1 pseudogene is annotated in these 436 nt (G+C 54.1%); it reads left to right on the plus strand.

The annotated features are described in order from the left end of the window. A pseudogene (locus AC0L3I_RS37005) lies at positions 1–436 on the plus strand (type III secretion protein); the annotation flags it as partial.

Genomic DNA, 436 nt, shown 5'->3' on the forward strand with positions numbered 1-436 from the left:
GACAAAAGCACCGCCGAATTCCTGAAAAACCGTGTTGAGGGGTTGATTCCGTTCGTGCATCCGGACACAAATGAACAGACTGCCAACGATTTGCGCCGGAAGCAAAACGCACCCGTATCGTGGAAAAAATATGCAGAAGTACAAGTGATCTCACCCGAGTTCGCTGATAGTGTACGCAACGCATTGTCCCGTATTCCTGAAGACCAACAAAAGGAAATCGCATCACTGATGATTCAGGGAGCCTACGGAATGGATCCTTCCTCGCGCACGCACCAAGACGCAGTGGAATCAGTTCTGGTGGCCGCCAACCAACTGGACTCGCTGCCCCGGCCTCCTGTCGCGCCGCCGGAATTGGCGGTGTATCACCAGTTCGACGCAAATCAACAGGCCCAAGCTCACGCAGTTCCCGGCATGCAAGATATCTTGCCGCACATGC

It is taken from the genome of Mesorhizobium sp. WSM4840 (assembly GCF_055811755.1).